At 41.3% G+C, this 25,227-nt stretch carries 26 protein-coding genes and 2 pseudogenes; 13 read left to right on the forward strand and 15 right to left on the reverse strand.

The window, feature by feature from the left end; genetic code table 11:
* Window positions 1-179: 179 nt before the first annotated feature.
* Window positions 180-1,364 (reverse strand): NAD(P)H-quinone oxidoreductase subunit H, encoded by a 1,185-nt coding sequence (locus PUQ00_RS06090; RefSeq protein WP_300414188.1) that lies wholly within the window; start codon window positions 1,362-1,364, stop codon window positions 180-182.
* 341 nt (window positions 1,365-1,705) lie between these two features.
* On the opposite strand from PUQ00_RS06090, the gene rsmH reads away from it, so the two are divergent.
* The 5 genes from rsmH (at window position 1,706) to PUQ00_RS06120 (ending at window position 6,103) form a co-directional block, all read left to right on the forward strand.
* Complete coding sequence (rsmH, locus tag PUQ00_RS06095) at window positions 1,706-2,620, forward strand: 16S rRNA (cytosine(1402)-N(4))-methyltransferase RsmH (RefSeq protein ID WP_300414190.1); 915 nt, start codon at window positions 1,706-1,708, stop codon at window positions 2,618-2,620.
* Window positions 2,621-2,961: 341 nt separating this feature from the next.
* Window positions 2,962-3,681 (forward strand): hypothetical protein, encoded by a 720-nt coding sequence (locus PUQ00_RS06100; RefSeq protein ID WP_300414192.1) that lies wholly within the window; start codon window positions 2,962-2,964, stop codon window positions 3,679-3,681.
* Window positions 3,682-3,893: 212 nt separating this feature from the next.
* On the forward strand, window positions 3,894-4,298 hold the full coding sequence (locus PUQ00_RS06105) for a hypothetical protein (RefSeq protein ID WP_300414193.1): 405 nt from the start codon (window positions 3,894-3,896) through the stop codon (window positions 4,296-4,298).
* Between the two features lie 405 nt (window positions 4,299-4,703).
* The gene (locus PUQ00_RS06115) at window positions 4,704-4,910 is read left to right on the forward strand and encodes a glycogen debranching protein (RefSeq protein ID WP_229498956.1); all 207 of its coding nucleotides are present in this window, start codon (window positions 4,704-4,706) and stop codon (window positions 4,908-4,910) included.
* A 635-nt stretch (window positions 4,911-5,545) separates the two neighbouring features.
* Entirely contained in the window at window positions 5,546-6,103 is a 558-nt protein-coding gene (locus tag PUQ00_RS06120) for a methylmalonic aciduria and homocystinuria type D protein (RefSeq protein WP_300414195.1), read from the forward strand.
* 146 nt (window positions 6,104-6,249) lie between these two features.
* On the opposite strand, the gene PUQ00_RS06125 is transcribed toward PUQ00_RS06120, so the two are convergent.
* The 3 genes from PUQ00_RS06125 to PUQ00_RS06135 all read right to left on the reverse strand — a co-directional run bounded on the left by PUQ00_RS06125 (window position 6,250) and on the right by PUQ00_RS06135 (window position 8,875).
* A complete protein-coding gene (locus PUQ00_RS06125; RefSeq protein ID WP_300414198.1) occupies window positions 6,250-7,281 on the reverse strand; it encodes a leucine-rich repeat domain-containing protein in 1,032 nt (343 codons plus the stop codon).
* A gap of 89 nt (window positions 7,282-7,370) precedes the next feature.
* Window positions 7,371-8,387: a TrkA family potassium uptake protein gene (locus tag PUQ00_RS06130; protein WP_300414201.1), complete on the reverse strand. Its 1,017-nt coding sequence runs from the start codon at window positions 8,385-8,387 to the stop codon at window positions 7,371-7,373.
* A 299-nt stretch (window positions 8,388-8,686) separates the two neighbouring features.
* The gene (locus tag PUQ00_RS06135; protein WP_300414203.1) at window positions 8,687-8,875 is read right to left on the reverse strand and encodes a hypothetical protein; all 189 of its coding nucleotides are present in this window, start codon (window positions 8,873-8,875) and stop codon (window positions 8,687-8,689) included.
* A 128-nt stretch (window positions 8,876-9,003) separates the two neighbouring features.
* Here PUQ00_RS06135 and PUQ00_RS06140 point away from each other — a divergent pair, with 128 nt between their 5' ends.
* Together PUQ00_RS06140 and PUQ00_RS06145 are read left to right on the forward strand one after the other, a co-directional pair.
* On the forward strand, window positions 9,004-9,384 hold the full coding sequence (locus tag PUQ00_RS06140; RefSeq protein WP_300414205.1) for a hypothetical protein: 381 nt from the start codon (window positions 9,004-9,006) through the stop codon (window positions 9,382-9,384).
* A 219-nt stretch (window positions 9,385-9,603) separates the two neighbouring features.
* Window positions 9,604-10,884: an aspartate aminotransferase family protein gene (locus PUQ00_RS06145; protein WP_300414207.1), complete on the forward strand. Its 1,281-nt coding sequence runs from the start codon at window positions 9,604-9,606 to the stop codon at window positions 10,882-10,884.
* A gap of 156 nt (window positions 10,885-11,040) precedes the next feature.
* Here PUQ00_RS06145 and PUQ00_RS06150 read toward each other — a convergent pair whose 3' ends face one another.
* A complete protein-coding gene (locus tag PUQ00_RS06150; RefSeq protein ID WP_300414209.1) occupies window positions 11,041-11,649 on the reverse strand; it encodes a DUF4129 domain-containing protein in 609 nt (202 codons plus the stop codon).
* Between the two features lie 17 nt (window positions 11,650-11,666).
* On the opposite strand from PUQ00_RS06150, the gene PUQ00_RS06155 reads away from it, so the two are divergent.
* Complete coding sequence (locus PUQ00_RS06155; RefSeq protein ID WP_300414211.1) at window positions 11,667-11,903, forward strand: hypothetical protein; 237 nt, start codon at window positions 11,667-11,669, stop codon at window positions 11,901-11,903.
* Here the strand turns inward: PUQ00_RS06155 and PUQ00_RS06160 are convergent.
* The 4 genes and pseudogenes from PUQ00_RS06160 to PUQ00_RS06175 form a co-directional block, all read right to left on the reverse strand.
* On the reverse strand, window positions 11,863-12,351 hold the full coding sequence (locus PUQ00_RS06160; protein ID WP_300414259.1) for a DUF2243 domain-containing protein: 489 nt from the start codon (window positions 12,349-12,351) through the stop codon (window positions 11,863-11,865). The two genes, PUQ00_RS06155 and PUQ00_RS06160, sit on opposite strands and share 41 nt — an antisense overlap.
* Window positions 12,352-12,441: 90 nt before the next feature.
* Window positions 12,442-12,672 (reverse strand): annotated as a pseudogene (locus PUQ00_RS06165) (pentapeptide repeat-containing protein); the annotation flags it as partial.
* A gap of 27 nt (window positions 12,673-12,699) precedes the next feature.
* A pseudogene (locus PUQ00_RS06170) lies at window positions 12,700-13,092 on the reverse strand (DUF2809 domain-containing protein).
* A gap of 203 nt (window positions 13,093-13,295) precedes the next feature.
* On the reverse strand, window positions 13,296-14,252 hold the full coding sequence (locus PUQ00_RS06175; RefSeq protein ID WP_300414213.1) for an aldo/keto reductase: 957 nt from the start codon (window positions 14,250-14,252) through the stop codon (window positions 13,296-13,298).
* A 403-nt stretch (window positions 14,253-14,655) separates the two neighbouring features.
* On the opposite strand from PUQ00_RS06175, the gene PUQ00_RS06180 reads away from it, so the two are divergent.
* Window positions 14,656-14,877: an ATP-binding cassette domain-containing protein gene (locus tag PUQ00_RS06180; protein ID WP_300414215.1), complete on the forward strand. Its 222-nt coding sequence runs from the start codon at window positions 14,656-14,658 to the stop codon at window positions 14,875-14,877.
* A 26-nt stretch (window positions 14,878-14,903) separates the two neighbouring features.
* On the opposite strand, the gene PUQ00_RS06185 is transcribed toward PUQ00_RS06180, so the two are convergent.
* From PUQ00_RS06185 to PUQ00_RS06200, 4 genes are all read right to left on the reverse strand, one after another.
* On the reverse strand, window positions 14,904-15,188 hold the full coding sequence (locus tag PUQ00_RS06185; RefSeq protein WP_300414217.1) for a metalloregulator ArsR/SmtB family transcription factor: 285 nt from the start codon (window positions 15,186-15,188) through the stop codon (window positions 14,904-14,906).
* A gap of 1,282 nt (window positions 15,189-16,470) precedes the next feature.
* Window positions 16,471-17,022, reverse strand: coding sequence for a DUF2231 domain-containing protein (locus PUQ00_RS06190; protein ID WP_300414219.1), 552 nt, complete (start codon window positions 17,020-17,022; stop codon window positions 16,471-16,473).
* Between the two features lie 33 nt (window positions 17,023-17,055).
* Window positions 17,056-17,796 (reverse strand): DUF2993 domain-containing protein, encoded by a 741-nt coding sequence (locus PUQ00_RS06195; RefSeq protein ID WP_300414221.1) that lies wholly within the window; start codon window positions 17,794-17,796, stop codon window positions 17,056-17,058.
* A 562-nt stretch (window positions 17,797-18,358) separates the two neighbouring features.
* The gene (locus tag PUQ00_RS06200) at window positions 18,359-18,760 is read right to left on the reverse strand and encodes a Uma2 family endonuclease (RefSeq protein WP_300414223.1); all 402 of its coding nucleotides are present in this window, start codon (window positions 18,758-18,760) and stop codon (window positions 18,359-18,361) included.
* A gap of 145 nt (window positions 18,761-18,905) precedes the next feature.
* Here PUQ00_RS06200 and PUQ00_RS06205 point away from each other — a divergent pair, with 145 nt between their 5' ends.
* The 4 genes from PUQ00_RS06205 to PUQ00_RS06220 all read left to right on the forward strand — a co-directional run bounded on the left by PUQ00_RS06205 (window position 18,906) and on the right by PUQ00_RS06220 (window position 22,435).
* Window positions 18,906-19,496, forward strand: coding sequence for an HD domain-containing protein (locus PUQ00_RS06205; protein ID WP_300414225.1), 591 nt, complete (start codon window positions 18,906-18,908; stop codon window positions 19,494-19,496).
* A 161-nt stretch (window positions 19,497-19,657) separates the two neighbouring features.
* Complete coding sequence (locus tag PUQ00_RS06210) at window positions 19,658-20,194, forward strand: hypothetical protein (RefSeq protein ID WP_300414227.1); 537 nt, start codon at window positions 19,658-19,660, stop codon at window positions 20,192-20,194.
* A gap of 442 nt (window positions 20,195-20,636) precedes the next feature.
* A complete protein-coding gene (locus PUQ00_RS06215; protein ID WP_300414229.1) occupies window positions 20,637-21,473 on the forward strand; it encodes a protein-glutamate O-methyltransferase CheR in 837 nt (278 codons plus the stop codon).
* Between the two features lie 182 nt (window positions 21,474-21,655).
* On the forward strand, window positions 21,656-22,435 hold the full coding sequence (locus PUQ00_RS06220) for a hypothetical protein (protein WP_300414231.1): 780 nt from the start codon (window positions 21,656-21,658) through the stop codon (window positions 22,433-22,435).
* Between the two features lie 196 nt (window positions 22,436-22,631).
* Here PUQ00_RS06220 and PUQ00_RS06225 read toward each other — a convergent pair whose 3' ends face one another.
* A complete protein-coding gene (locus tag PUQ00_RS06225) occupies window positions 22,632-23,579 on the reverse strand; it encodes an NAD(P)-dependent oxidoreductase (protein ID WP_300414233.1) in 948 nt (315 codons plus the stop codon).
* A gap of 196 nt (window positions 23,580-23,775) precedes the next feature.
* The gene (locus PUQ00_RS06230; protein WP_300414234.1) at window positions 23,776-25,194 is read right to left on the reverse strand and encodes a Dyp-type peroxidase domain-containing protein; all 1,419 of its coding nucleotides are present in this window, start codon (window positions 25,192-25,194) and stop codon (window positions 23,776-23,778) included.
* Window positions 25,195-25,227 lie beyond the last annotated feature (33 nt).

Below are 25,227 nucleotides of genomic sequence, written 5' to 3' on the forward strand. Positions count from 1 at the left end.
CTCTTAAAAAGAGAGCATTTATAAATATTTCGTACCTATGTTATAGCAATCCTATTTGATTTCGTTCAAATCACAAGACTCAGATCCCCGACTTCTCTAAGATTTACGCAATGCTAGAAAAAAATAGAGCAGTTGCACTGTAATACAACTGCTCTCAAAAGTACTTAGATAGATATTATCTACCTATCTACAGACCCCATGATTATGTCAATACTGCCGAGGATGACCACAACATCTGCAACCTTCATTCCGCGCAGTAAATGTGGGAGAATTTGGAGGTTGTTGAAGTCGGCTGCGCGAATCTTCCAACGTAAGGGGAAGACATTATCATCGCCAACCAAATAAATTCCCAATTCACCTTTACCACTTTCTACACGAGAGTAGATTTCGCCCTTGGGAATCTTGAAAGTAGGGGAAACTTTTTTGCCGATGAATTGATAATCAAATGCGTCCCATTCTGATTTTTTCCCTGCGGCTAAACGTTTAGCTTCCAGATTTTCGTAAGGGCCGCCAGGAAGTCCTTTAATTGCTTGGCGAATAATCTTCACAGATTCGCGCATTTCCCGCATCCGCACCACGTAACGGGCAAAGCAATCACCGGCGGTTTCCCACTGCACGTCCCAGTCGAAATCGTCATAGCATTCGTAATGGTCAACTTTCCGCAAATCCCATTGCACGCCAGATGCGCGTAACATTGGGCCAGAAAGTCCCCAGTTGATTGCTTCTTCACGGGTGATAGTACCAATACCCTCAATACGTCGCCGGAAGATGGGGTTATCGGTTACTAAGCGTTCGTACTCATCAACTTTGGGTATTAAGTAATCGCAGAATTCCACACACTTATCTACCCAACCGTAAGGTAAATCGGCTGCTACCCCACCAACGCGGAAGTAATTGTTGTTCACCATCCGATAACCTGTGGCGGCTTCCCACAAATCATAAATCATCTCCCGTTCCCGGAACTGGTAGAAGAAGGGAGTTTGAGCGCCCACGTCAGCGAGGAAGGGGCCAAACCACAGCAAGTGGTTAGCGATGCGGTTCAACTCCAGCATGATGACGCGGATGTAGCTAGCGCGTTTGGGGACAGCGACACCTGCAAGCTTTTCTGGGGCGTTGACAGTGACGGCTTCGTTGAACATTCCCGCCGCGTAGTCCCAGCGACTGACGTAGGGGACGTACATAACATTAGTGCGGTTCTCGGCGATTTTTTCCATTCCCCGGTGCAGGTAGCCGATAACCGGTTCACAATCAACCACATCCTCGCCATCCAGGGTAACAATTAGCCGCAGAACCCCGTGCATTGAGGGGTGTTGTGGCCCCATGTTTAGCAGCATTGGTTCAGTGCGGGTTTCTAGTCTGGTCATAGATTTTGTGTTCTCCTGTTGTGTTCGTGTAGCGTGCCAAAGGCATAATTTTGAATTGAACCGCCCAGATGCCAACCAGACCCAATTTATCTTGTTTGTCAAGCCAAATTAAGGACTGTAGTAATCTCTCAAGAGGTATCGATGGCCAGACGCGGTGACAGGGAAGCGTCAGCCCTAACCAGTCAATTTCAACTGGACAGATTATTAGCAGCAATACTTTTAGGGAAAGCTACCTTGAGAGCGTCTACATGTATTGCCCATACAGGGGTATGTTGGAGAGGGGGTGACAGAGGAGGGATTTTACTTGATGTTTCATTTTGTTGCACTTCTTCAATTATTATATGGAAGCTGGATATCAGGGACTTGAAGCGCAGAATTTTTCCCATATTCCCGTTTTGGGTCGGGAAGTAATTGAGGGTTTGGCGGTGCGTCCGGGCGGGCATTATTTAGATGTGACGGTAGGCGGTGGTGGTCACAGTCGCCTGATTTTAGAAGCTGCGGCAGATGTACGGGTAACGGCGATTGACCAAGATGAAGATGCTTTAGCAGCAGCGCAGAAGAATTTAGCTGAATATGGCGTTAGCGGAGATCCTCCTTCAGAGGCTCGCATACAATTTATTCATAGCAATTTTGCTGCCTACGAGTTTACCCCTAACACTTTCGACGGTATTCTCGCCGATTTGGGGGTGAGTTCTTACCATTTAGATCAGGCAGAACGGGGTTTCAGCTTTCGCCAAGCTGCAAATTTGGATATGCGAATGGATCGAGGGCGATCGCTAACTGCTGCTGATGTGATTAATAATTGGGATGAAGCGGATTTAGCAGATATTTTTTTTAAGTACGGTGAGGAGAGATTATCGCGGCGCATTGCCAGACGCATTGTTGAACGGCGTCCGTTGCACACAACTGTTGAATTAGCTGAAGCGATCGCTTCTTCAGTTCCCCCGAAATACCGTTATGGTAGAATTCACCCCGCTACCCGTGTTTTTCAAGCTCTACGAATTGTCGTCAACGATGAGTTAAAATCCCTAGAAACCTTTTTGGATAAAGCACCAAATGCCCTTGTCCCTGGTGGCAGAATTGCGATTATCAGTTTTCACAGTTTGGAAGACCGGCCGGTGAAGCATGGTTTGAGAAATTTACCTTTATTAAAGGTCTTGACAAAAAAGCCGATTATTGCTCAAGAAGAGGAAATTGCTAATAATCCGCGATCGCGATCGGCCAAACTGAGGATAGCAGAGAGAAAGCAGGAGTGATATTAACCTGCGATAGTTTTATGAGAAAGACTTTTGGCATTGCTTAATTGCAGTACGAATTACTCTCATACCTTTTTTCAAAATGCCGAGGCTGATAGCCAAAGTCCACTCAAGTGGACTCAAACCCTTGCTCAGTACTCTTTAGAACGCTTTAGCTATGCAATCCACAAATTCATTTTGAAGCGGTTGTTGGGACTAATGCAATATCTCAGTAAGTCTACTTATGTGCTTTTTGCCAAGTTTTTTGTGATATATGTTTAGACATTAGGCGTAAATTTGTGGACGTACTAATGTACTATGTTTGTCAAACATATATTGCATAACACAGATAAAATTAAAAAATGAGCATAATAATCCAATCTTTTCCCTTCTACAACAGGTATGCAGGTATTCAGCACGACGTGCGGGTATATTCTGATGAGAAAGGTGGGAATAGCAAAATAGTCTTAGAGGATGTTGTATTAATACTGTTAGCGCAACCAAGAAAACCAGCCGATACCAATGATGCGATCGCCATTACAAAAGAAAAGATTGAACTAGCGAGTATAAAGCCAACTGATTTTGACGGCTTGCACTTAGCTACAGTAGATCAAATGGAAGAATTTTACATCTGCTGTGATGAACTTGGAGACTATGGAAAACCTACTGTTTATGATCGCTTTGGCAAATGGTGGGTAGATATTCTTCGTGAGCTGATGGAAAAACGTTTAGCTCATATTGGCCGTTTAGTAAGTAGAGTACCAGTGTGGGAGAAAGACTTAGATAAAACTCGAAGAATTTTTGGAGAGGAAGCTAAGAAAGAAATTGCTCTCAGAACATGGTTGAAGATGTATTACAAACTAAGTGTTGATTGGATGGTAACAGTTATTAGTTATAAAACAAGTTTAAAAATGTCTCACCTTTACAGAGGAACTACCGGAGAGGTTCCAAACAATGTCAACTCTGGCAAAGAAAATGACAGAAGGAGACAAACAGGCAACAACGTTTACACTCCTGAGACTTTTGTAGTAATCGCACCGGAAGTTGAAAAACTGTTAGAAAATCCCAAAAATTTACTATAAAATGCTGCTGAAAATATTAAAAAATCCGATAAAGTAGAACAAGAAAGAAACCTAGTGAAAACATTGAGATTAGAAGGAAAATCAGATGACGAAATTATCGAGCAGATATGGAAAGTAACCCCACAATCAAATCTGGCAGAAGCAGAGGGCGAATATAGAAATTACCAATACGAATTATTAAAAAGTTTTCTAGGATTTATTAAGAAGTAAATATGTTATTACAAGAAAAAGTTATTAGTTTGTTAGAGTCACGACAGCTAAAACCTAAGGAGCGAAGAATAGGAGGTAGATCAGACCTAGTAGTAAAACTAAATAATAATTATACTTTCACTATTAGAGAGCATAAAATCAAGCCTGGATACCTATACGCTAATCTTAAAAATGGAGATGTGTTGACAGAATGGGTTGAACTCGATGAAGTGTCTTTACCTCTTGCTATTGATTACGTAAACAGTTTTAATAGACCAAATATAAAACCGAGTCTGCTGAGTAAACGAACTTTATTTTTGTGGACAAGTATTATCTGTTTTCTTATTTTAACAGGTATGTCTGCTTATCTTATTGCGAAAAAGCCAAGTACCTGTAATTGTCAACAATCCACTTCATCCTTAAAATAATTATTTCTTTGATTTGGACTAAAAATTTTTAATTATGAATCACAGTAATTAAAAGAATACTAGATGGAAATTAGTAATCTGTTTACAGCAGGTGGCGTGGTCATGTGGCTTTTGCTAGAGTTATCCTTGTTAAGGATAGCGCTGATTATCGAACATATGTATCAGCTTTTAGGTAAGGATAAATAATCGGCAAAACAAGCAGGTGCGAAAGATGCCACAGCTTTATCGCATTGATAATATAGTTGGTGCTTTAGACTACCAGACGAGGCGGAACTAGGTAATTGTAAATTAGTAATCGGTAATTGGTCACTAGTTGTTACCGATTTTGCTCTCTAATTTTCGACTCTAATAGTGTTCTAAAATGACGAATAGCTTTTTTCGCTAAAGTTTTTAAGGGAATACTCTATGACTATTTGGGTAAATGAGCAAATTGATCCGTCTGGAATGATTCATGCCTGTATTGCCACTTGTAATGAATCTCAAGCCAAAGATTGTCATGATTCCTTTGAGAATAATTTGACTGAGACACAAAAGGCAGCAGGTTGGGTCGCGCAATTGCGGACAGTCGATTCTTGGGATGAAGTGCCAGTGAATTCTTTAAAACTTAATTAATTGGGTGCTATCGAAACTATGCTGCATCGGTTAGCACATTTCCTAGCAGACAAGATTACCTTTGAATTTTCAACTTGTCTTTGCACGAAACGGGAGCAACGCTCCAAAGTGAGGTGTTAAAAATTAGGGATATAAATCACCTATTTAATAGTGCGTAGGCGCAGCCCGCCGCAGGCATCGCAGCGAAATGGCTGTTTTTATTGAGAATATAGCTATCTAACTGAGAATTAAAAACCGATCTAACTTTGGAGCATTGCTCCGGGCGAAACTCTGACGCACTTTGCCTCACCAGATGCCTGTTTAATCCTGCTTTGCTGACAGTTATACCATTTTGGTTTTGACTGCAAATCGCCTGAAATGAAGGCCGTTTTTTGAGATTTTGATCGACCAAATTTCAGGAGTATAGGCGTAGCCCGCCATAGGCATCGCTTGTCTACCACACGCAGCGATCGCCGCAAATCCCATTAAAAAAGGTTAATAAAGGATAAAAATCGGATTAAAATTATCAAATTATTAACAATTGCTGCCAAAAAAAGTAACATATTAGAGAAAAGGGATGATTCTTTGCAACTTTTAAGAGCTATCATCTATACCGGAGATTAAATTAAAAAACTTGCAAAAACCGCATCAATTTAGTGAACTATTCTAGAGTTTACACTTCGGAGCAAGCCTGTCCCATTAACTTAGTTGCCGAAACGGGACAAGCGGTTCAAATTTCAATTCATGCTCCCACTCCATATATCTGTGCCAACTGCGAACGGATATTACCAGATTGGAAACGGCAGCCATTTTTACGAGTAGTGATTGTCTTACAGCAATCGCGTAATCAACTAGTCGAAAAGACGACAGAAGTAGAGACAGAGAAAGAATGCTTGCGAGAAAAGTTTATGATATTTGGCTGTGATTTGGCATTTAATCTGCGCGATCGCGGCTATTTAACAGACCTGATCGACCCTCGTACAGGCTATCCTTTATTGTCCCATCCCGGAGCAATTCCCCACGATGACACAGCAGTTGTCAAAGCTTTGCTCAACTATCCAGTGATTAAAAATCAATGCCGTGTATTAATTCATCCCGACTGGGGTGCAGCAGTTTACCCTAGCATTTTGATATCAGAAGCTCCCCCAATTGCGATCGAATTGGTTACAAAAAGCATAGCAGCCATGCATGGGTGGAAAGAAATTGATGATTAATTGGGTATTGGGCATTGGTTTGCAAAGCCAATATTTTACAGTGGCTGATTTAAGCGTAATCTACCAAAAGAGAATAATTAATAAAATCAGGTGACTAAAGGCATAGCACCTATACATGGATGGAGAAAGTGAGTTATTAGTCTCATTTAAAGCTCATCAAATTGACAAATAGACTCTGGTTTTACAGGACATATTTGGGGTGCGATCGCGTTATTCTTAATATTCAGAAAAGTCAATTTTGTCAGAGCGGATAAAGGCTTGATATCACTGATTTTATTTGAGTTAAGGGAGAGTTTAGTCAAATTAGTCAGAGCGGACAAAGGCTTGACATCGCTAATTTCATTTGATTCAAGGGAGAGAATAGTCAAATTAGTCAGATTAGACAAAGGCTTGATATCAATGATTTCATTTGAGTTGAGGTAGAGATAAGTCAAATTAGTCAGAGTAGACAAAGGTTTAATATTGCTGACTTCATTTGAGCGCAGAGAGAGAGAAGTTAAATTAGTCAGAGTGGACAAAGGCTTGATATCGCTAATTTTATTGGAGCGGAGGTCGATAGAAGTCAAATTAGTCAGAGCGGACAAAGGCTTAATATTGCTAACTTCATTTGTGCCGAGGTCGATAGAAGTCAAATTAGTCAGAGCAGACAAAGGCTTGATATCGCTGATTTCATTTATGCCGAGGTCGATAGAAGTCAATTTTGTCAGAGCAGACAAATGCTTGATATCACTGATTTTATTTGAGTGGAGCGAGAGAAAAGTCAATTTTGTCAGAGCAGAGAAAGGCTTGATATCGCTGATTTCATTTGAGCCGAGGTCCAGAGAAGTCAAATTAGTCAGAGAAGACAAATGCTTGATATCGCTGATTTCATTTGAGCCGAGGTCGAGAGAAGTCAAATTAGTCAGAGTAGACAAAGGCTTGATATCGCTGATTTCATTTGAGTTGAGGGAGAGTTTAGTCAAATTAGTCAGCTTTTGATTAGCCTGCTTGCAATTTTGAGTCTGGGCAATTTTTAACAGTACCTCAACAGTATGTTTTGTCTGTGGAGGTAAAGTTGATTTCTGCTGACACCAATCTGTAAAGCTTTTGGGAGTTGCCAGAGGAGCAGCAATGGTCTGTGTGGTATAAAATCCCAAAGTAAAAGTAAATATTGTGGCGATCGCTAAAGTAAGTCTCATTGCATAATCTTATACTATCCACTTATGCAATTACACTATGCAATAATTACCTAAAATTAGTATAAAAAAGTAATTAAGGAAAAATAAAATCAGTTATTCTTAGGTTTACGCAATTTCTGAGAACCAATTGGGCCGAGAATTTGATTAAGGTCACGCAACTGTTCAGCTGTACCCATTCCAATTAGCCGATCTCCCGGCATTAACACCGTATCGCCAGTGGGGCCACCAATTAAAGTCCCATCAAGGCGACGAATTGCCAAAACTAATGCCCCAGTTTGCGATCGCAATCTCGCTTTTTGCAAACTCTGACCCACAAAGGGACAAGAAACTGGGTCGAGTAAAAATTCTTCCATATATAACTGACGGTCTGCACCTGTCAAAATCCCGTCTACAAAGTCCAATACTTGCGGTCTGAGAGCCGCAGCAGCCATGCGTTTCCCACCAGTAATATAGGGGGATATCACTTCATCTGCACCACCGCGTCGTAACTTCTGCAAAGCTTCTTCTGTACTTGCCCGTGCGATCGCCCGAATTCCGGTATTCAGTGTTTTTGCTGATAAAACAATATATAAATTTTCGGCATCTGAAGGAAGTGCTGCAACGATACAAGTTGCTCTTTCAATACCAACTTTTAGGAGTGTATCATCTAGGGTAGCGTCACCTTGGTATGCCGTGTAACCTTCCATCTGTGCCCTTTGTACAGATTCTACCTCCGAATCAATTACCACAAAAAGTACATCTTCTGCCTGAAATTCCTTGGCAATTTGACGACCAGTTCGACTAAATCCACAGATGATGTAATGTTCTGATAGGGATTCCATTAAGCGCCTCTGCTGCTGTAGCCGAATTCCTTCGTGAAAGTAGCCTTCAATGATCGCTTCTGTAAATCTGTTGACAATGTAACCGATATTCACCACACCCAACAAAATCAGGGCAATTGTAAACAACCGTCCTCGGCTACCCAGTGGGTGCGTCTCTCCATATCCCACAGTCGCTAAAGTGATGACTGTCATGTAAGCTGCGTCTTCCCATGACCAGCCCTCTATTATTCCATACCACAAAGTGCCAATGATGAAAACACCGCCAAGAGCGATCGCCCCAGCCATTAACTCCTTTTGGATACGTTGATATTTTTGCTCAAGTGTTGAGAATGAGGTAAAAATAGTACTTTTAACCTAATTTTTCTAATTTTCTGCTAACTTTTTAGCATTCGTCCTTTTTAGTATATTTAAACTAAGTACAACATTTAATTTAATCGCAGAGCAGATTTTTAATACTGGTAATCAAGTATTTAGAATAACGTAATAATAGTACTTTTAGGCTAGTTTTTCTAGTTTTCTACTAACTTTATAGCATTCGTCCTTTTTATTATATTTAAACTACAAGTTATCTAAATAACTCCGGACTACTTGTCTTTTTTATTGTCTAGTGCTTTCTGGATAGCGCGTCTACAGAACTCTGGGGGGTCATCTTGTGCTTTCACTTCTTCCTTCATATCCTTAGTAACCCGGAAACTAAGATTATCAGTTAATTTATCTTCTCTACTTGACGGGGCTGGTTCTAAATTTTGTGGATTACCTTTGGGATTCGGCATTGTTGAGATATATGAATAACACTTGATTAGAATGTATACATTCCAATGGAGTTTTGAATCGGTAAGTATCATCCCTCGAAAAGTTGTTACCTACCGATACCACTTTTACCAAGAGGTAATTCTATTTTATGTTCACGCGTTCCGAGTTAGAAATCAAAACCATCCCAGAATTACGCGACTTATGCCGTCGATACGGTATTAAGCCTACAGCAAGTGCAGCATACAAAGTCAGCTACATGACTTCTCTGATGGCATTTCCTCAGCTAGCACTCCAGCAGGTGAGAGAAGGAAAGGGATTAAAATCTCCTGGATTTAGCATCATTCAATTTTTTGAAGGGGTGATTGATGAAATAAATTCACCCACAGATGAGCAAGCAGCATTGATCAAAATAACCTTGGAAGGTAGGAGGATGGCTTACCCCGATCGGTTTGAGCAAGAGAACCTGCTGAATTTGCACAAGGCTAAGATGCATGTGGAAATGGCGGTTGGGTTACTAAGTCAATCGTGATAAACAAAATCCCCTACTTCTTTAAGAAATCGGGGATTTGTAGCTTTCAATTGCTCAAGTCTTGAGTACAAAGTTTTTTCACCACCGCCAAGCGTTTGAGGTGATATAAGCGTTAACTTAAGAAGAAGTACGAGTTGTGCTAAATAAAAAGTATTTTTTAGGGATTTCTACGAAACTAGTAAATAACTATATAATGAAAAACTTTCAGGAGGAGCGGTAGTGAGCCTACAAACTCTCGTTGACCAAGCCACCATCCCCCCAGATTCAGGGTCAGCATCTAGTCCCTTTGAAGCAGATAGCTTTAATGAAGCTGTCATGTCCACCTACGCCCGGTTTCCCTTAGCCCTAGAACGGGGTGCTGGATGCCGGGTTTGGGATACACAGGGGCGAGAATATCTAGACTTTGTAGCGGGAATTGCAACTTGTACTTTGGGACACGCCCACCCAGCAATGGTAGAAGCGGTGACACGCCAAATCCAGAAGCTGCACCATGTCTCTAATTTGTACTACATTCCTGAGCAAGGTGAATTGGCAAAATGGATCGTTGATCATTCCTGTGCCGATCGCGTATTTTTCTGCAACTCTGGAGCTGAAGCTAACGAAGCTGCAATTAAACTGGCGCGGAAATATGCCCACACAGTATTAGACATTGAAAAACCGATTATTTTAACCGCCCATGCCAGTTTCCACGGACGGACTTTAGCAACCGTTACCGCCACCGCACAACCGAAGTATCAAAAGTATTTTGATCCCTTGGTTCCTGGGTTCCACTACGTAAATTACAACGATATTAATGCTGTGGAAGTGGCAATTAGCGAGTTGGATGAAGGTGATTATCGGGTAGCGGCGATTCTGATCGAGCCATTGCAGGGAGAGGGCGGTGTGCGTCCCGGAGATATTGCCTATTTCAAAAAGCTCCGGCAGATTTGCGACGAAACTGGCGTTTTATTGATTTTCGATGAAGTGCAAGTTGGCATGGGGCGTAGTGGCAAATTATGGGGTTACGAACATCTCGGCGTTGAACCGGATATCTTCACCAGTGCCAAAGGCTTAGGTGGCGGTATTCCCATCGGCGCAATGATGAGTAAGAAATTCTGCGATGTTTTTCAACCAGGGGAACACGCCAGCACCTTTGGCGGGAATCCTTTTGTGTGTGGTGTGGCACTCAGTGTTTGCCAGACATTACAGCGGGAAAATATTTTGCAGAATGTGGAAGATCGGGGTGAACAGTTGCGAACTGGATTGAGAGCGATCGCAGCGAAATATCCTCAGCACATTAGCGAAGTTCGGGGTTGGGGTTTAATCAACGGTTTGGAGTTGCGAGCCGACATTGGGCTAACCGCAGCCGATATTGTCAATGCTGCCATCAACGAGGGCGTATTGCTCGTACCAGCCGGGCCAAAAGTAGTCCGATTTGTACCACCGCTAATTGTCACAGAGGCGGAAGTAAATACGGCTTTGGAAGCTGTAGAAAAAGCGATCACGATCGCCGCAAAGTAGGCAATCTGGAAAATATAGTCAACTTAAGGTTAAAAGGGCGGTTAGAAACCGCGTCTACACAAGCAAAACCCACCTGCGTGGGTTTCAAACACTCAATTTTTCCTTAGTCCGCGCAGGCGGACTTTGCCTGTGTAGCAGCGAATTGAATTCGCTTTTTCATTCTGGGGAAATTTCCCGATAAGCTTGCCGACACTGCTGATAATTGTCTGGCAAAATCTCAGCATTACCAAAACATAATTGCTCGTGAGTGGTAATTAAAGTTTCATAAGGCTGTATGGGAGTTACAGACGATCGCAGCAATTGCAGATATTCTCCATCTGTGCGGCTGAGTTTGTCGGGTGCGATCGCTTTTTGATCCAACTGCTGCAACGTTGCTAAATAAACACAACGGCAAGCCTCACGGTAGTTACCTTGATGGTAAAATTCTTGCGATCGCTCCAACAAAAGGGCTATGGATGACTCACTAGAGCGAGTTTTTACGCGAAAATCAATCAGACTACCACTTCTACTCAGCCAAGAATATACATAAGGACTGAATTCTCGCCATAATCGCCAACCTACCCAAGCTATAAATAAGCCTAGTACCAACCAAAACAGAAATTTTAACAACTCACCCAGCCAAGGGCTAATTGACCATCCAGTAGGCAATTCTGGCAAAGCCTGTTCAAAGCGGTAAAACTGGTATTCCCACCATTCTCCCACTTGTTGTTGAAATTGAGAAAGCTGCCAACTCCAGCTAGTTTTTTCAAAAGTATCTGTAGGCATAAGTGGGGGATGGGGGAGTGGGGAAGGTGGGGCCCTCTGTGGGGATAAGGGGTAATGGGGAGTGGGGAGTGGGGAGTGGGGAGTGGGGAATGGGGGGAGCAGGGGGAGATGAGGGAGAAGAATTAATAATCAATGCCCCATGCCCCATGCCCCATGCCCAATGCCCAATGCCCAATGCCCAATGCCCAATGCCCAATGCCCAATGCCCAATGATTATTGACTATCGACTACTGACTCTTTTTTTATCACTATAGAGCCGATAACAATTAGTAGCGCACCGAATGCAAGAAATGCTAGATCCCAAACTAACTGATTTGGACCTGGTTTCACATGATGGATACCGAGAATTTGGTGGTCAATTAAACCTTCAACAAAGTCAAATAACCCAGATCCAATCACTATTGACCCAATAAAGGTTTGTGATGACCAAGGAACATCATCACGCCCTCCTGCACGCCATAGCAACACAAGTCCTACCACGGTGAATATCCAATCTAAGGCATGAAATAACCCATCCCATACCATGTTCAAATCTATATTCGCCGTGTTAGTCAGAGGTCGAATGCTACTGAGCATATGATGCCACTGGAGGAGCTGATGCAGTAATATTCCATCAAGAAATCCTCCAAGACCCACACCAAGAAAAATTCCAGCAGTAATTAGCGGTGCGCGTCGGTTGAAGCTTTCACTTTTTGCCTCCATTGTCAACCTCATAGATCGGCTTTCTTACCAAAATACAACTCTTTTAGGAGAAAAATCTTCTATCTTGAGGCAAGTAGAATCATTCAACTTCAATAATGCTCCCCTAAGATCGGCATCCTTCAGATTAGCTTGACTGAGATTAGCACTATTCAGGTTAGCTTCACTCAAGTCAGCATAACTGAGGTCAGATCCTCTCAAGTTTATGCCTTGCAAATCAGCATTACCCACTTCTGCTTTACTACAGTCCCGTTTTCCTGCTGCATAACTCTCCACAAGAGTAGCGGCACTATTTGTAGGCTGTTGAGAATTGACTTCAGGGATATAGTAAGGTCACAGGTTATCTCGTTATTACTTTCCGTGTAATTGTCGCAGCCACAACCAACCTAAAACAGAACCCAATACATAATGAGGAAAATCCCACCAAACAAAGGTAGTACCAAGTAACAATTTACCTATCAAGGTGGCGCGAATCTCTTCTAATAGTGGCGGATGCCAAAGTTGCAAGAATTCTAATATACAAGTGATGACAAAAACCCATAGAGGAATTTGGATTACCGCCGCCCGACTTCTGAAAAACTAAAATGCGAATAGACACCAAAATATTTCGTAAAATATAGCGGCTCCGTAGTCATTAAACCACTGATGGGCAGGCCCATTATAATATTTAAACAAAAAGCCCATCGGTACAACGATGAGCATAGAAAGAATTATAAATATTGTTTGGTTACGGTTTCGACGCATTTTCTACAGGCTAGAGACTAAGGAAAATTTTAGCAGCCCGAACGACTGGAAGTCTCGGCTACACAAACGTAGGCATACCCCTACAATACAAGCAAGCTAGGCGTAGCATCTCTTAGGGAAAGGTAGTCGGCCCACGCAGACTAATGTTCTCTTTCTACGTCAACGCATTGTGGAGAGCGCTTGTTCGTTGAATGTTTATTGAACTACTTGTTTGAGGAACTGGCTTGATTTAGAAGATGAATAGCATCTGGCTCAAGTTTAATATCTACAGATATGATGATATCTTGAAGCTGCTCAACTTTTGTAGCGCTAACAATAGGAGCGGTAATAGTGGGACGCGCAATTAGCCAGGCCAGAGCAATTTGGGTGGGAGTAGCATTATAAATCTTGGCCACTTCATCCAGTGCCTCTAGAATTGCTAAACCACGAGCATTCAAATATTTCTTGACAGAATTACCACGGGCACTAATAGACAGGTCTTTTTCTGAGCGATATTTACCAGAAAGAAAGCCACTGCACAGAGAGGAATAGCTAATCACACCAATTAATTGTTCTTGGGAGATTTGTTGTAGCTCCTGCTCGTACTCGGCTCTGTCATACAAGTTATAACGAGGCTGAAGGCTCTCATAGCGAGGATAACTATGCTGCTGGCTGATTTGTAATGCCTCTATTAAACGCTCTGCACTATAGTTTGAAGCACCAATGAAGCGCACTTTTCCCTGATGAATTAATTCCCCATAAGTTTCTAGGGTTTCTGCAAGGGGAGTACTTTGATCATCAATATGTGATTGATACAAATCAATATAATCGGTTTGTAATCTGTGCAATGAGTCTTCAACAGCTTGTTGGATGTGTTTGGGAGAAAGTCCTTTGCCTTTAATACCCATGTCATTACCAACTTTAGTGGCAATTACCACTTTGTCACGGTTGCCACGCTGCTTGAGCCACTTCCCTAAGATGATCTCCGACTCTCCACCTTGATTGTCAGGAACCCATTTAGAATAGACATCAGCAGTGTCAATAAAATTACCTCCAGCCTCTATGAAGTGATCTAAAATCTCAAATGAAGTATCTTCATCAATAGTCCATCCAAACACGTTGCCGCCAAAACATAGTCGTGATACTTCTAGCCCGGAACGTCCAAGTTTAAGTCTTTCCATCAACACTGCACTCCTTTATCCTGGTTCAATATTTGACGGCGAATCAATTCGCCCCTGTCTTAAGCTAATCGGCATTCAAGTTGCATAATCAAGGCGGGCAAGACTTCGGCGTGAGCGCTCAGTCGAACGCTGCCCACCCCACAATATATTGAGAAAATTTTCATCTGCAAATTAGATGGGTTTTAGCTTACCCCCATACATGAATGTAGCTGCTCTCAACGGCACGGAGGTTTCGGTGAAAAGTTACGAACTTCTTAACACACCTTGTTTTTTGGTTCTGACTGTGTAATAATTTCGTTTAAATTCATAAAATACTGTATCTCTATTAATTTACCGTATTTATAAAAATATAAAGATATATTATTTCTCTTTTGGATGCAATACGCAATAGGAGCTTACATCTGTGGTCACTTGGAAATTCCAGATTATCTCTAAGGGAAGTAGGCATCGGTTTACGGCTGTACAAGATGTTAGCTTTGCTGTGAAACCAAAAGAAAAGTTTGTAATTATTGGCCCATCGGGTTGGGGAAAGAGTAGTCTGCTAAAAGCGATCGCTGATTTTCAGCCCATTAGATATATGTCAATAGAAATACATTCAATTGTCCTTGATCACAACCAAGGTTAAGAACCAATATTGGTATAGAATACTATTCATCTAATAAGACTATTTAAACTCTCTAAAGTACTATTGAGAACAGCACAATCAATTGAGTAGTATCTTGTTTGCCCTTTTTTATAGTTCTTCGCCAAACCTGCTTCCGTCAAAACTTTCAAGTGGTGACAAGAAAGAGACAAGCTAATACCCAACTGCTCGGCAATTTCTGAACAGCTGATTTCGTCAGTATTCAACAGTAAATCTACTAGACGCAGGCGTGTTGCATCTGAAAGAGCCGTGAAGATTTTAGCGCGGTTTTCGTAATTTATTTTCTCAATCATCCCCATATCATAGCAGTATCTGACATTTTACTCAAATACTCAAACAATCATTTGACTACTCCGCCAAAATTCTGTTATGCTAATAACTACAATGGTTAAATAAGTATTTAACTATAATTATCTAGTACTGAAGATTCCTGACGACATGGACGTTAACAAATATCAACTGCTACTTTGAGTCCTACTCTTATAGCCATTTTCAATCACGTGAGGTATAGGTATGCAAATAGACCTAACCCCCTAACCCCCTTCCCGCTTCGGGAAGGGGGAACAATTCAAAGCTTCTCTCCTTTTAGGAGAGAGGTCAAAATTGTACCTCACTGGGTCGAGAACCGCTATACAACATAGCTGAGGCGTGTTGTAAGTTTGCTGACGCCGTTAGATGTAATTGCGATCAATTGCCAGATATTGAGCGTGAATTGCACTCCAACTCCACAGGATCTTATGTGTCTTAACTTCTGAACAAGGATGTAAGCAATGAGCACAGACAATCGTTTTTTCCCTGACCTGAAACAGACGTGCTGGCATTTTTTATACCTACATATTGCATTCACTGTCTTTACTTATTGTTACACATTTTGCTTATCTCACGCCCACCTACTTAAGTAAGTCGGCACGATAAACCCAAGGGATGTTGAGTTTTGTAAAAACCTTATAACGATTCATTTATAAACTCTTTACCGACTTTATATTTCGTTACATAGGTTTATTTTTTAACGCCGACTTACTTACACCAATAATGTAATTGCACGGATTTCCTCTATAATCTCTGTGCGTCTAAAGAACAAATTGCTTTCTTTTACGTAATGCTACTTAAAACCTAACCAAGAAACTCCCTTAGAGAGTTTTTGGGTAATTATTCACTCTACGCCTTGCAAAATTGTCGAAACCCTTGATTTTTCTTTGAGCAGTAGAGGGTGTTTGGAAAGTCGAAGAAATAGTATAAAAGCTCTCTGAGTATATGCTGTGAATAGATAGTAAACAGCATATACTCAGAGAGTAATATGAGTAAAGGGGTAAATATAGCGTAGCTGATACCAGAGAGAAAATAGGCTAAAAGTATTACTGTATAAGCTTTTTAGCTATCGCTTTTTGGTAAATGGGGTCAAATGAGCAGTGATTGCGAAAATTACGCTAAAGAATTGATGAGCCGCTTTCAATACTACGTTGCTTGCCGCCGCAGGCATCGCTAGAAATAAAACTCTACCAATTGAAGTCTCTGAAATTTATCAGCTTGAAACTCTTGCTATGCCTTATTAAATAGACAAGGAAGAATTTAGAGTTAAGGATATCTTCTGCTACCTGCACCCACAACACCGATTTTGTGACGATAGGAAAGTTCAGCACCGAACCAGCCGGAAATACTAACCAGCGTACCGACAATGAGCGAGAGAACCAGTCCCCAAGGTAGTATTCGGGATTCAGCGTCGCCCAAGCGCAGAAGGAAGTTAACTAGACTTAAAACTATTAGAGAAACGTTAAGTATTAAATGCGCCCAACCGGCGCTGCGCTTGCGAACTCGTTCAATTCTAAAAAAGTCGCTCAGGCCGATGGCTGATGCAAGGACGCCTCCAGCTAATCCTAGTCCGATTAACCATAGTGAAGCTTTAGCCCAGAAGAAATCACTAGTTAACCAGTAGCCGATGTCGCTTCCCAAGGCGGCGGCTAAAAAGGCGATGGGAAAGGTCACACTCAGGGGATGTAGGGGATGTCCTGCGATCGCAACTGTGCTAGGTACGCCGCTATCAAGATACTCACTGTCGTTACTTTCAATAACTGGTGGAATATTGGGAAAAGGTGTTGAACTTGTTTGCGTTGTGTCTGTAGTTTCCATTATTATTATCCTGAATTTATTAATGTCCTATTTTTAACTAGAAGGAATTTGTTCAACATAAGCTTCAGCTTGTAGAGTTAGTTTACCTACTTCTACTTTTAGTTGGTTAACTTGCAAGGTTATTCCTTCTAAATCAAAGTTACTCAAATTTAAAAGTTCGCTAGTTTGCTCTACCAAAGCTTTTGTCAACTCTGGCGATATTTCCTCACTTTCGCCATATTCGACATTTTCCAGAGAAACAGTTTTTCCATTAGCGCTAATTTGGGGGACTGCGGAAAAAGCAACTTGCTGATTTTCACCTGTTTCTACTAATTTGATAGTGGCATTTATTGCTACTTTTCCATCACCAGGTAGTCGAAACTCTACATGTTGAGGCTCAATACTCGTCAGTTTCCCGTTAATATGGATTTGTTGACTTTGCAGTTGCGATCGCACATATTCAGAGTTAAAGGCGCGATTAATATCAGCCTCAGTTAACACAACCTGTGCATTAGCTTCAGTAGGTTTAGTGAGTTCAATTTTGCCGAAAGCTACACTCAGGGGATTAATGGCAACATTAGTCATTTGCATTTCAAATTCCTCCATGCGGAGGTCTTTCTGCATAACCATACCTTCACCTTCAATCGTCACTGAATCCACTTCTCCCTGAACCAGTTTCAGCGGATCGGTTTTGATGTTTACATCTAAACTTTCTACTTCATCTAATTGGCTAGATAATCCTATCTCTGCTGCTTTATTGAGCGCCTGCTCTCCTAATCCAGGATTGTCTGCCATTATTAAATTAACTCCTGCTTAAAATAGTATTTTCTTTATTTAATTTAAATAATTTACATCAGATTTTTATCTATCTGACGATGGAATATAGATTTGAATACTGTCTATCTAAAAGGATAATTATATTATTTATAATCAAAAGTTTTGCTTTTCTACCCAAAGTTTTTAAAGTGTAGATGCAGAACGTCTTATTATCAAATCTCACTCAAAAGAAAGATTGAATATATAGAATTTAGTAGTTATGTTGTTTGTTTATTAACTTTCGCTGAAATCCTTTAATAAAAAAGATTTGCAACAGACTTTAGAATCAAATTTTTGTTTGGCGTGGCGCATCCTCATATAAAATAGGTATAAAGTGGGTAGACATAGCTAGCCGCAGGCATCGCTTTTACAATAATTTTTTCAAAGGCAGCATCAACCCAGGCACAACATCTTCACCGCTTAATATTGCAGTAGCCGGATATTGAGTAATTGAACCATCCTGGCGATAAACTCAAGCTTGTTGATTTTTACTATCAATTAAGCATCCTAATTGAACACCATTAGCAATATATTCTTCCATCTAGGCTTTGAGTTTTGCCAAGCTATCATTTTTAGAAGGAATTTCAATTACAAAGTCGGGTGCTAAATTAATAAATTTGTCTTCTTCTTGATCCCAACCTTCTGGCAAACGTCCTTTAGCCACAAAAGCAACATTAGGTGCTCTGACAGCAGTATTTGCTAATCTAAAACCTGTACTCGGCCCAAAAACTTCACCTAAATCCTGACTTTCTACCCAATTCAATAAATAGGCTCCTGCTTTTATTTCTCGATTATCAGAAATTCCACCAGTTGGGGGCATAGTTTCTAATGTTGCATTAGCATTGCGTTCAAACCGCAGTTCTGGGTTTTGCGAACTCATCAGCATTAATTCTTCATCAGTGACAGTATACAAAGACTGCACCGTTATTTTTTCGCTGGTCATGATGATCTCATAGCAAGCTTGATAGATATCTCAATTTTAGCTCTGTACCCCTCTGATCCTTTGCAACCTCAAAGCTTGGAGCGGTTTGTTATAAAATTGACAGAAACCCTTTATGAGGTAGAGTTCTATTAACTCATTTTATACAATGCTTACAGAACGTTTCACCGCAGCCCTGATCTACGCCACCCAACTGCACGCCAACCAAGTTCGTAAAGGTTCAGGTGTCCCCTACGTTGCCCATTTATTAGGTGTGGCTAGTATTGCTTTAGAATACGGGGCAAATGAAGATGAAGCGATCGCAGCCCTCTTACACGATGCGATCGAAGACCAAGGTGGCGCCGCAACCCGGTCAGAAATTCGCCGCCGCTTTGGTGACAATGTAACGGCAATTGTTGATGGTTGTACTGACGCTGATACAACTCCAAAGCCGCCCTGGCGACAGCGCAAGGAAGCATACATTGCTCATATTCCTACCGCTTCCCCATCAGTTCTGCTCGTGTCATTAGCAGATAAACTTTACAACGCCCAATCTATTCTCAAAGATTATCGCGTTTTGGGCGAATCAGTTTGGGAACGTTTTCAGGGGCGTAAAGAAGGTACTCTTTGGTATTATCGGGCGCTTGTCGATGCCTTCAGGAAGACTGAAAGCAGTGTAATTATTGAGGAATTAGAACGGGTTATTGCACAAATTGAGGTATTAGCATCTCAAGAAAAAATTTTATTTACCCAGAAGTAGATAAAAGATTCATAGGAGCTAGACAAATAGCCTTTTTACAGAGACTATATAGTCATGGGTCTCACAAGTAAATTTTGGCTTTTAGGTTCTCTCTCTAGATAAAAAATCTTTCTCTCGGTAGATAGGTGTATTTACATTATTATGGCTGCTATGTTACCAATATGACGATAGTAAGACAAAACACCCTAAATCCAACCGTAAATCCTTCAGTAAGTCCTCCAGAAAACTTAGCAGAAAAGTATATGGAAGCAGAGCGAATGCATGATGTTCTGCTTTTACTGCAAAATTTGATTAACAGTGAAGAAGCCACTGTGAAACTAATTCTGGATTGTCTCTATGATGTTGGTTCAGTGAATCTGATCAATCAAAAGCTTCGCTTCAAACCCTTAAATAGGGTGATGAAATTAATTGCCCGAATGTCCAAACCAGTTTTTAAGACCTTAGCTTTAAATTGGTTTAAAAAGAACTGTCCCCAACTGATTACTAATTGGCTACAGACGCAAGTCTCTTTTGAAAAACCCCAAAATACACCCCAACAAGTAGCTATCGAAGTTGTACAACTAGAACCATATTCGATACCACAGAAAGAAAATCTCAGCCAAGAGATTAACAATCTACGCTCCCAGGTTAGATGGCTAGCTGGGATTTCAATAACAGCGATCGCTATTTTAGTAGTAAAAGCCACTTGGTTAAAGTGAAACCCATAAGTAGCACCTTAATAAAATTTAATTGATTCATCAAGCTATTTTAGGCATAAAATCTACTTGAGTTTTACAGCAATCCTAAATTGTTTGTAAACATTTTTTCCATTGATTTCTTTTGGTGCATTTGCTGCGCGTAGCTTACTTCACCGTAGGAGTACGCGGGTTGTTCTGATAATTTTTTGTTTATGACCTATCCGGGATTCTTGGATGAGCAAATAATTATTATTTAATCCCTAATTGAATTGATACTAAAGAGTAACTAAATTAATTTATGGAAATTACCCAAAGTCAAGCATCATTATTTCAAAAAGCTCATTCATGCCTGGGGTAATAATTATTAATTATTAATTACGAATTACCTTAGCGAGTCAGACGCTAAGGCTTTGCTATCGAGCGTCATTACGAATTAGGAATTAGGAATTACGAATTACTTATTATGCTTTTGCCCAAACCGACCTTGGAGGACATCGAAATACATCTCCTTTTGGAAGGGCTATATCAGTACTACGGTTATGACTTTCGTGATTATGCTCTTTCCTCACTAAAGCGTCGCATTCAGAGCTTCATGAACTTAGAGGGGTTAGCAAATGTTTCTGCATTGCAAGAGCGGTTACTGCACAACCGTGCTTATTTGGAACGATTTTTGCTCGCTCTAACGGTGAATGTAACATCAATGTTTCGTGATCCCAGCTTTTATAACACCTTCAGAAATCAAGTTATCCCCTTCTTGCAAACCTATCCGTTTATTCGCATCTGGCACGCTGGCTGCTCGACCGGTGAAGAAGTCTACTCAATGGCTATTTTACTGCAAGAAGAAGGACTTTACCACCGTTGCCGCATATATGCTACTGACACAAACGAGAAAGTATTACAAAATGCCAAAAGTGGTATTTTCTCCCTGAAACTGATGCAGGAATATACTCACCTTTACCTGAAAGCAGGCGGCAAGAAGTCTTTCTCAGAATATTATACAGCAGCTTATGATAACGCAATTTTTCGAGCATCTTTAAGAGAAAACGTTGTTTTCGCCCAGCATAATTTAGCAACTGATAGCTCTTTTAATGAGTTTAATGTCATCCTTTGTCGTAACGTCCTCATATATTTCAATCAGATACTTCAAAAGCGAGTACATGAACTGTTTTATAATAGCCTTTGCACCTTTGGCATCTTGGGTTTAGGAAAACAAGAATCTATCAGGTTCACCTCCTATGAGCAGTACTATGAAGAGATAATCAAAGGTGAGAAAATATATAAGAAAATTGCAGGTGGCTGAAGAGAATGCTGTGAGTGTGGAACACAGATAGCAGACTAACAGAGGAGCAGGGGGTAAATAAGTAGTGCTAATGCCCAATATGTCAAAAGACAGTCTGTCAAACATTTTTAATTGTGTTCAGAAGATAGATACAGCGATCGCTTAAGGTAAATTACAGATTAAAGTCTTAAAGGAGATTGTCGATGCAACTTCTCGAATGTCCTCCTGTTGCAGTCATTGCTGGAGAAAATGCGGTTCACGTTTCTCAACTACCTTCTACATGGCAAGACATTGCTAGAGGAACCACGAGTGTCGGACTTTCTCATCCCCAGAGCTATGTTGAGATGGCGCAGTTGTTCTTATATAAATTAGAGCATGGTGATGTTGACTTGTTTAGCGATCGCCCCCAACTAGCTCACTTGATACCGTCATTTTCCCAGCTATTTGCACAACTGGCATGGGAAACCCTAGAGTTTTTTGGGCAAGACTTTCTCAAACACAGCTATCCCAACTTTGCAGAAATTCTGCATGATGTGGAATCAAAGGGTATCGAGTTCGCTGATGAAGTAAAAGTGGCTCGCATTGGTATAGATTTGTTTAATGAGTTTGGTTATGAACTACCTGCCAGCTTCTATCATGTGCATCTAGCACCAATTTACCGCGATCATGTGTTTGAAGAACGCGCCTTACGATTTGATCAGCGCGATATGGAACACAAACGTGCTTGGGATGCCATACTCCATGCAGGTAAGGTGTTTGCTATCCAGATGAAAGTGCAAAGTATTGCTTCCAAATACGGTTTTACTTATCAACACGGCTGCGGTTGCAACTCTCATCTATCTTCCATTGATGTATCTCGTGGGGCCTTTGAATATGAATTGAGTCGCGAAAAGCGTCAGCGATGGATTCGCAGTTTCATCTGGACTGCTTGGTATGAGTATGCCTTGTTTGCGATCGTGCCCAACACAAGTTATTTAGTTTGACAAAAAGGTAGATGGGAGCATCTCAGTTTTGCAAATGTACCCTAAATCGACCCCCATTAGTCCCTCTTTGCTAAGGCTCTCGTTTATCTCGTTCCCAGCATGGCAATGGCTGATTGCAGGGATACGGGTGAGGCTCCTACGTAGCGGTAGCTATGTAGGAGCCTCTGGTAGAGAAGACAGCGAGTCTCCTTTAAAGTTATGATTCAACAATTATTCCAGCTTCTAACTCCAAAGCTTTGATCAGAGCCGACGCATTTTCTTCTCCCCATCCTTGATTGACAGCCACCTTAAGTGTTTCTCGCACTATTGCGGCAGCAGGGGTTGGAGAATTCAAATCTTGGGCAAATCGAGCGATTAAATTAGCATCTTTAAGCATGTGTTTTAAAGCAAAACTCGGCGTAAAATCACGATTCACCAGCATCTTACCTATGCCATCAAAAAGCGGAGAGCGAAAATCTACCACATGTAATACATCAAGAACGTCTTTCGGATTTAGTCCGGCTTTAGTCGCCAGAATCATCGCTTCCCCTAACGCTTCGATTTGGGTTGCCACAAGTGAGTTACCGACGAGTTTCATCGCAGCTCCTTTGCCAGTGTCACCCAAGTAATGTATGGTTTCGCTTAACGGTGACAAAATCGGTTTGACTCGCTCAAATACGTCTCGTTTACCACCGACTACAAACCACAATCCTCCAGATGCAGATTCGTTTTTACTACCGAAAACGGGAGCATCCAGAAATTCGACATCCTTTTCGGCATAAGCGGCGGCTTCTTTTCGGGATGTGTCGGGATGAACTGTACTCGTATCGATCGCAATTTGTCCCGATCGCACTTTCGATAAAATGCCATCTTGTCCAAAGACAACATCTTCAACCGCCTGATCATCCGCCAACGAGTAGATGATCACTTCAGCATTTTCCACAGCTTGTGCTGGTGTTTGTGCTTGTGTTGCACCTTGTTCAATCAGAGATTTACAGGATTCTGGATTACGGTTCCAAACTGTGACATCGTAGCCCGCTTTGAGCAAGTTGGTTGCCATGCCACTGCCCATGATACCTAGTCCTAAATACGCAATGCGTTCCATGATGTTGCCTTCAGAAGGAAGTTTGTAGCGATGTTTTTGGCGTAAACGAAGCGTACTCAAAGTCAGCCTGTTTGTACCCTTCCCTTACATTACTGAAGCTTGGAGTATAAATTCATCTTCCAATCGATAGACTCAGCGGCGATGCCTGCGGCTGGCTACGCCTACGAAACAGGGATATCACACGACTTACGCATCAAGCCGCCCTATTACCAGAGCGGCCTAAATTAACTCAATCCCAATAACGAGTATTACTGCTTTATTCTATTGAAGTCAGATTCTTGAGAAAACTAATGCTAGGAGAAAAGAAATATTCACCACCCTTTAAATGTACCCAACTTGGAAAGTTGAATCCATCAATCGTTTCTGCTTCCCCCCATTTTTTCGGCCATTTTTGGTTTCTCTCAGCATCAGGTGTAGTTTGACCAATAATTGGATCGGGACCGACATTCACCTGAACAAAGTTATTGATATTAGACCAGGACGCTTGGATAAAATTGAACTGATTAGTAATATCAGCTTGAAAGCACAAGAACAACAAACCTGAACCTGTACTCTTTGCTTGAGTGTGGTCATATGCTCCAAAATTGATCCCACGACGAGCAATGCGATGATTTCTCTCTGTATCTAAAGATTGTGATTCAGTTACACCAGAAGATTCCACATGTCCTGTATCTCCTCTAGGATTAGATTTACGAATGTGAGCATGGAACGGGCACTTAGTTGCCGTCTTATCTAAGTCATAATTGAAATCATTAGTTACTGTTGCCGGAATCTCTGAGAGTGTCAAAGGCGTTCCATCCCGAAAACGACCCATCATTAGCGCTCCAGCTAATTCTTTATCTATGCCTAGCTTCTCTGTTAGGAATTGTTCAGCACGAAGAAAGCCTTCAACGTCTTGTTCAAGTTTGCGGTAAACTAAATAACTGCCATAGCTATCATCTAATTTACCGTTGGGATCTTTAGCCAAAATGATACTCAAAGGAGCACGAGCATCCCATTCTTCAAAGCCGTCACGTAGGTAGGCTTTTCTAACATCTTGCTTCAAAAACAGAGGTTGACTGACACCATCCACAAAGCCAAAGTGTTCAATAGGTTCTTTGAGTTCATTTCTCAGAACAAAACCATCTTCTCTGTGAACAATTTGCGCTAACCGATACAGTTCTCGCGTAATCTGGTTCACTGTTTGCAATAATTCTACTAAATTATCATCTGCTATCAGCAATAAGGCATGAATTTCATCTTGGAATCCTGGCTCCCAGTCTTCAACAGCTGGATCACGCAACAGGTTTTTGACACTATCATTTTTCATACCAAAGCGAAAAGGTTCATTGCCAGGTATTTGGTATGGTTCAAATCCCAAAGACTCATAACCCTTACGTGATAACAAGAAATTCACAAATGGCTCGCCTTTGATTTTCTCTCTTCTGTACCGTTCAGCCTCGCTTGACTGCTTCTGGGCAGATGTTACCCGATTAGCAAAATTTTGAATCCATTGCTTGAGTGCATCAGTTTGACCAGGTTTAAATTGCAAAAATAGATGCACGGCATAGTCTCGTCCATGTCCTTTAAGAATATTGCCCTGTAAATCACTAAGGAGAGTCTCGTATTTACCAGGTTTTGTCGGGTCGATACCATCTTTTGGGACTATTTGCAAATCTTCTTCTGTGAGTGCCATTACATTAAGCTTCTGTTTTAATATTTGGATGAA

Origin of the sequence: Nostoc sp. S13 (assembly GCF_029379315.1) — a bacterium.
Lineage (GTDB): Bacteria > Cyanobacteriota > Cyanobacteriia > Cyanobacteriales > Nostocaceae > Nostoc.

Bases quoted from the DNA above. Each gene is read 5' to 3' on its own strand.
- PUQ00_RS06090 (WP_300414188.1), bottom strand. From the start codon at position 1,364: ATGACCAGACTAGAAACCCGCACTGAACCAATGCTGCTAAACATGGGG.
- rsmH (WP_300414190.1), top strand. From the start codon at position 1,706: ATGGAAGCTGGATATCAGGGACTTGAAGCGCAGAATTTTTCCCATATT.
- PUQ00_RS06100 (WP_300414192.1), top strand. From the start codon at position 2,962: ATGAGCATAATAATCCAATCTTTTCCCTTCTACAACAGGTATGCAGGT.
- PUQ00_RS06105 (WP_300414193.1), top strand. From the start codon at position 3,894: ATGTTATTACAAGAAAAAGTTATTAGTTTGTTAGAGTCACGACAGCTA.
- PUQ00_RS06115 (WP_229498956.1), top strand. From the start codon at position 4,704: ATGACTATTTGGGTAAATGAGCAAATTGATCCGTCTGGAATGATTCAT.
- PUQ00_RS06125 (WP_300414198.1), bottom strand. From the start codon at position 7,281: ATGAGACTTACTTTAGCGATCGCCACAATATTTACTTTTACTTTGGGA.
- PUQ00_RS06130 (WP_300414201.1), bottom strand. From the start codon at position 8,387: ATGGCTGGGGCGATCGCTCTTGGCGGTGTTTTCATCATTGGCACTTTG.
- PUQ00_RS06135 (WP_300414203.1), bottom strand. From the start codon at position 8,875: ATGCCGAATCCCAAAGGTAATCCACAAAATTTAGAACCAGCCCCGTCA.
- PUQ00_RS06140 (WP_300414205.1), top strand. From the start codon at position 9,004: ATGTTCACGCGTTCCGAGTTAGAAATCAAAACCATCCCAGAATTACGC.
- PUQ00_RS06150 (WP_300414209.1), bottom strand. From the start codon at position 11,649: ATGCCTACAGATACTTTTGAAAAAACTAGCTGGAGTTGGCAGCTTTCT.
- PUQ00_RS06160 (WP_300414259.1), bottom strand. From the start codon at position 12,351: ATGGAGGCAAAAAGTGAAAGCTTCAACCGACGCGCACCGCTAATTACT.
- PUQ00_RS06175 (WP_300414213.1), bottom strand. From the start codon at position 14,252: ATGGAAAGACTTAAACTTGGACGTTCCGGGCTAGAAGTATCACGACTA.
- PUQ00_RS06185 (WP_300414217.1), bottom strand. From the start codon at position 15,188: ATGATTGAGAAAATAAATTACGAAAACCGCGCTAAAATCTTCACGGCT.
- PUQ00_RS06190 (WP_300414219.1), bottom strand. From the start codon at position 17,022: ATGGAAACTACAGACACAACGCAAACAAGTTCAACACCTTTTCCCAAT.
- PUQ00_RS06195 (WP_300414221.1), bottom strand. From the start codon at position 17,796: ATGGCAGACAATCCTGGATTAGGAGAGCAGGCGCTCAATAAAGCAGCA.
- PUQ00_RS06200 (WP_300414223.1), bottom strand. From the start codon at position 18,760: ATGACCAGCGAAAAAATAACGGTGCAGTCTTTGTATACTGTCACTGAT.
- PUQ00_RS06205 (WP_300414225.1), top strand. From the start codon at position 18,906: ATGCTTACAGAACGTTTCACCGCAGCCCTGATCTACGCCACCCAACTG.
- PUQ00_RS06210 (WP_300414227.1), top strand. From the start codon at position 19,658: ATGACGATAGTAAGACAAAACACCCTAAATCCAACCGTAAATCCTTCA.
- PUQ00_RS06215 (WP_300414229.1), top strand. From the start codon at position 20,637: ATGCTTTTGCCCAAACCGACCTTGGAGGACATCGAAATACATCTCCTT.
- PUQ00_RS06220 (WP_300414231.1), top strand. From the start codon at position 21,656: ATGCAACTTCTCGAATGTCCTCCTGTTGCAGTCATTGCTGGAGAAAAT.
- PUQ00_RS06230 (WP_300414234.1), bottom strand. From the start codon at position 25,194: ATGGCACTCACAGAAGAAGATTTGCAAATAGTCCCAAAAGATGGTATC.